Raw genomic sequence first — 4,962 nt, forward strand, 5'->3', positions numbered from 1 at the left:
CCGACGAAGGGGTTTTGGGGTGGAGCCTGGGCCAGCCTTTTCATCGCGATGGGCAGGGCCACATTCTGGAGCCGGAGAAGCTCTACCGCCCCTACCGCCTGGAAACCGAGCGGGGGGATCTGGCCATCGTCTTTCGGGATCACCGCCTTTCGGATTTGATTGGCTTCAGCTACAGCGCCATGCCCGCCGATGCTGCCGCCAAAGATCTCATTGGCCATCTGGAGAGCATCCGCAACCGCCTGCCCCAGGAGCAGCCCTGGCTGGTGACCATCGCTCTGGATGGGGAAAACTGCTGGGAGTACTACCCCCAAGATGGCCGGCCCTTCTTGGAAAACCTCTATACCCGCCTCAGCCAGCACCCGGCGCTGCGCTTGGTGACGGTCTCCGAGTTTCTGGATCAGTTTCCTCCCACTGAGTTTTTGCCGGCAGAGCAGCTGCACAGTGGCTCCTGGATCGAGGCGGACTTCACCACCTGGATTGGGGATCCCGTCAAAAACCGCGCTTGGGAGCTCTTGGCTCAGGCCCGTCAGGTGATTCAGGATCATCCCCGCGCCAATCCCCAAGCCTGGGAAGCCCTCTGGGCCGCCGAGGGATCCGATTGGTTCTGGTGGTTTGGGGCAGGCCACTCCTCCGCCCATGATGCCGTTTTCGACCAGTTGTTTCGGGAGCACCTGCAGGCGCTCTACACTGCTTTGGGAGAGGCGGTGCCGACCGTGCTGCAATTTCCCCTGGAGGATCATGACGGCCTAGGGGATCGCCTGCCGCAGGGGTTTATCCACCCGGCCATCAACGGTCGTCCGGCAGAACGGGAGTGGAGCCAAGCGGGGCGGGTGGAGATTGGAGCGGCCCGAGGCACCATGCACCGCAACAGCGCCGTTCGCCGCCTCTGGTACGGGTTTGATCACTTCAACCTCTATCTGCGGCTGGATTTTAACTCGGTGGTGCAGCGGCCCAGGCAATTGCTGGTGCTGTGGTTCTATCCCAACCGCGTCACCGTCAACAGCCCCATTCCCCTGCAGGGATTGCCGGCAGAAGCCCCTCTCAACTACCACTACCGCCACCTGTTGCGGTTGTCACTGCCGCCTCCCGGCACCGGCCAGCATCCGGCAGAGGTGCAAGCCCAGCTCTTGCAGGCAGGGGAGTACCACACCTGGCACGCCATCGGCCATCAAGTGAAGGCGGTGGTGGATGCCTGTTTGGAGGTGGCCATCCCCTGGACCAATTTGGGCGCCCAGCCGGGGCAGGAGCTGCAATTTATCATCCTGGCTGCCGATGGCGAGACCTTTCAGGAAGGGATCCCTCCGAAGGCCACCATTGCCCTGCGTAGACCTTGAGCGTGATGACCAGCAGAGCTTCCGGTTATGTTGCGCGATCTCTATCCCCCCATCGAGCCCTACGATCAAGGCTTTCTGGCGGTTTCCTCCCTCCACACCTTGTACTACGAGCAGTGCGGCAACCCGGCGGGCAAGCCGGTGGTGTTTTTGCACGGGGGGCCTGGAGGTGGGATCGATCCCATCTACCGGCAGTATTTCGATCCCAGCCGCTGGCGGGTGGTGCTGTTCGATCAGCGGGGCTGCGGGAAAAGTCGCCCCTATGCCGAGCTGCGGGAGAACACCACCTGGGATCTGGTGGCGGATATCGAGAAGTTGCGCCAGCATCTGGGCATTGATCGCTGGTTTGTGTTCGGGGGCAGCTGGGGCAGTGCCCTTGCCCTGGCCTATGGGCAAACCCACCCCCAATCCTGCCTAGGGTTTGTCTTGCGGGGCATTTTTCTCTTGCGCCCTTTTGAGCTCCGCTGGTTTTACCAGTCGGGGGCCGGCTACTTTTTCCCCGATGCTTGGGAACATTACCTGGAGCCGATCCCCCCCGAAGAGCGGGATGACCTGCTGGCAGCCTACCACCGCCGCCTCAACGACCCAGATCCCCAGGTACGGCTGAGGGCAGCTCGCGCCTGGTCTGTTTGGGAGGCCAGCACCAGCAAGTTGATCCCCAGCCCAGAGCTCATCGAGCGCTTTGGTCGGGGAGAGTTTGCCGAGGCCTTTGCCCGCATTGAGTGCCATTACTTTGTCCACGGCGGTTTTTTGGATCCGGAGGATCAGCTCCTCAGGGGGGTGGGACGGCTGCGGCATCTGCCGGCGGTGATCGTCCAGGGGCGCTACGACGTGGTGTGCCCGCCCATCTCTGCTTGGGAGCTGCATCAGGCTTGGCCAGAAGCAGAGTTTCGGATGATCCCCGATGCTGGCCATTCCATCACCGAGCCCGGAATCCGCACCGCCCTCCTGGAAGCCACCGATCGCTTTGCCGGTTTGTGAGCCCCGCCGAGCCAACCCAGTGCTGCCAGGGATCCCAAGACCTTGAAGAATTGCTACAGGAAGGCCGGCAAAACCTTGGGATCCAGCCCAGAAGCACGGCCAAGCCTATCGACAGTTGGCGATTTTGGGTTTATCACTGAGGGAGGGGCGGTGCAAGCTGCCCACACCTGGCTGGTGCATCCACCCAAGTGCTTCGCGGATTCAAGCTCATTTCTACTTCACCGTTTCCAGGGTCGAACCATGCAGAAACCAACCCATCTGTTCAAGCTTGCCCTAGCCCTGCCCATCTCCTTCTTGCTGGCAGATGCAGTTGTGGCCTACCCCTGCGGCTCGGTTGGGGGTGAAGCTTACAATCCCTACAGCTCCACGGTTCAGGTCAGCAGCGACGCCAACAGCTTCGGGTTCCAGTGGTCGCCTGCCTCCTATGCTGTCGGCAACGGCTTCATTGGAGTTGCCATTGAAACGGTGAACGGCGAGCAAGCCCAGAGCGCCATCAGCCGTCGTCTGTTCGGCCCCGCACTTCGAGTTCAGGGGGTGCAGGTGGTCGGCTTGCTCCAGGATGGTCCTGCTCAACGAGCCGGTCTGGCCCAGGGCGATATTTTGATTGGAGTGGATGGGCAGCGGGTCACCTCCGTGCAACATGTGCAGCAGATCATCCAAAATACCCCGGTAGGCCAATCGGTGCCGATTACCTTCCGCCGTGGTGAGCAGGTGCTGTCAACGGTGGTTGTGGTGGGGGATGGCCGGGTGTTGCGCCCCTTGATGCTGCAGCAGCAGTGAGCCTTGTCGGGATCCCTACCCGGAGCTCTCTGTGAATGCCAATTGGAGTTCGGGATGGGCTGTCTGGGCAGTTTGCGGCCTCAACGGCTTGCTGTTTTTGGCCCTGGTTGCTCTCATTCCTGTCATTTTGAAGCTGCGCTCGGCTCTTGGGGTCACAGAGCAGGCCATGGCCGATTGGCGAGAAGCAGCTCAGCAGGCTTTGGCTCCCACCCCGGCTGAGTTGCTGCGTCTGCGGGATCGTCTGCGCGAGAGTCGCCGTACCCTTGACCGCTGGCAACGTCGTTTGCAGTTCTGGCAAGGGATCCGCAGGGTGGCCGTTTGGCTGGGGCGTAGGCTTTGAGGGATATGGATAGCAACTATCCTGTCTCCAATCCCATCCGGTTGCAGGTCATGGCCAACGCTCTGGCGGGGATTGCCGAAGAGATGGGAGCCCGCCTCATCCGCGGTTCTTATTCGGCCAACATCAAGGAGCGGCGGGATTGCTCCACAGCTCTGTTTGACTCGCAAGGGGCTTGCATTGCCCAGGCAGCTCACATCCCGGTGCATTTGGGCGCCCTTTCGCAGGCGGTGCGAGCGGTGGTGGCAGCCAACCCGCGACCCGGAGATGTGTTTCTCCTCAACGATCCCTACCAGGGGGGATCCCATCTGCCGGACGTTACGGTGGTCGCGGCCATTCCCGGCTGGAGGGATCCCGACCGGATTTGCGCCTATGCTGTGAACCGTGCTCATCACGCTGATATTGGAGGGATGCGCCCTGGCTCCATGCCCGCCGACTCCACAGAACTTTGGCAAGAGGGGCTGGTGATCCCGCCGGTACGGCTGGCTAGGCTCTCTCTGGAAGGAGAGTTGTACTGGCAGGAGGATCTGCTGCGCCTAATCCTGGCCAATGTGCGCAATGCCGAGCAGCGGCGGGGGGATCTGCAGGCCCAGGTGGGGGCCAGCGCAGTGGGGATGAGCCGGTTTCGGGAGTTGCTGGCCCGCTTTGGAGAAGAGGAAGCTTGGCAGTTGATCGCAGGGGTCATCGAGTACAGCCGCCGGCGGATGCGGGCGCAAATTCAGGCTCTGCCCGATGGGATCTACACGGCTGAGGATTGGTTGGAGGGCTATGGGGATCCGCCCGCGCCCCTTGAGATTCGGGTGCAGGTGGAAGTAGAGGGCGAGAAGCTGCGGGTGGACTTCACCGGCACTGCTCCGGCCATGGCGGGAAACCTGAACGCGCCCCTGGCCGTCACCCGCTCGGCGGTGTTGTTTGCCCTGCGCTGTCTGTTGGATCCCACGGCCCCCAGCAATGTCGGCTTGGAGGATCCCATCGAGATCGTGGCGCCGCCCGGCTGCTTGGTGAATGCCCAGTTTCCGGCAGCAGTGGTGGCGGGCAATGTGGAAACCTCGCAGCGCATTGCCGATGTGGTGTTCAAAGCTCTGGCTCCCGTGGCCGGATTGCGGAGCATCGCTCAGGGGCAGGGCACCATGAACAACTGTGTGCTGGGCAACCGCCACTTCACCTACTACGAAACCCTGGGAGGTGGTCAGGGGGCCAGCCGGCAACGACCGGGTTTGGACGGAGTGCATGTGGGCATGAGCAATACCCTCAACACCCCCATCGAGGCTCTGGAGCTGGAGTATCCCCTGCGGGTACTGCGCTACGAGCTCCGCCAGGATTCCGGCGGCCATGGCCAACAGCGGGGCGGGTGGGGACTGATCCGATCCATCCAGACTTTGCAGGATTGCACCCTCTCCCTGCTCACCGAGCGGCGCCACTATGCCCCCCAAGGAGAACAGGGAGGCGGGCCAGGCCAAGTGGGGATCAACCTCCTCAACGGGGATCCCTTGCCTGGCAAAATCAGCCGCTCCCTAAAAGCCGGCGACGTGA

4 protein-coding genes and 1 pseudogene are annotated in these 4,962 nt (G+C 62.3%); all 5 read left to right on the plus strand.

What is annotated here, in order from left to right:
• Window positions 1-1,334, plus strand: a pseudogene (locus NW856_RS07700) (glycoside hydrolase); the annotation flags it as partial.
• 27 nt (window positions 1,335-1,361) lie between these two features.
• Window positions 1,362-2,312: a prolyl aminopeptidase gene (pip, locus tag NW856_RS07705; protein WP_414399719.1), complete on the plus strand. Its 951-nt coding sequence runs from the start codon at window positions 1,362-1,364 to the stop codon at window positions 2,310-2,312.
• A 240-nt stretch (window positions 2,313-2,552) separates the two neighbouring features.
• Entirely contained in the window at window positions 2,553-3,092 is a 540-nt protein-coding gene (locus NW856_RS07710) for a PDZ domain-containing protein (protein ID WP_414399720.1), read from the plus strand.
• Between the two features lie 31 nt (window positions 3,093-3,123).
• Entirely contained in the window at window positions 3,124-3,432 is a 309-nt protein-coding gene (locus tag NW856_RS07715) for a hypothetical protein (protein ID WP_414399721.1), read from the plus strand.
• 5 nt (window positions 3,433-3,437) lie between these two features.
• Window positions 3,438-4,962 (plus strand): hydantoinase B/oxoprolinase family protein (locus NW856_RS07720; RefSeq protein ID WP_414399722.1); only part of this gene is annotated, 1,525 nt, incomplete at its 3' end.

Source organism: Synechococcus sp. R3-13, assembly GCF_047462195.1.
Lineage (GTDB): Bacteria > Cyanobacteriota > Cyanobacteriia > Thermostichales > Thermostichaceae > Thermostichus.

Bases quoted from the DNA above. Each gene is read 5' to 3' on its own strand.
- pip (WP_414399719.1), top strand. From the start codon at position 1,362: ATGTTGCGCGATCTCTATCCCCCCATCGAGCCCTACGATCAAGGCTTT.
- NW856_RS07710 (WP_414399720.1), top strand. From the start codon at position 2,553: ATGCAGAAACCAACCCATCTGTTCAAGCTTGCCCTAGCCCTGCCCATC.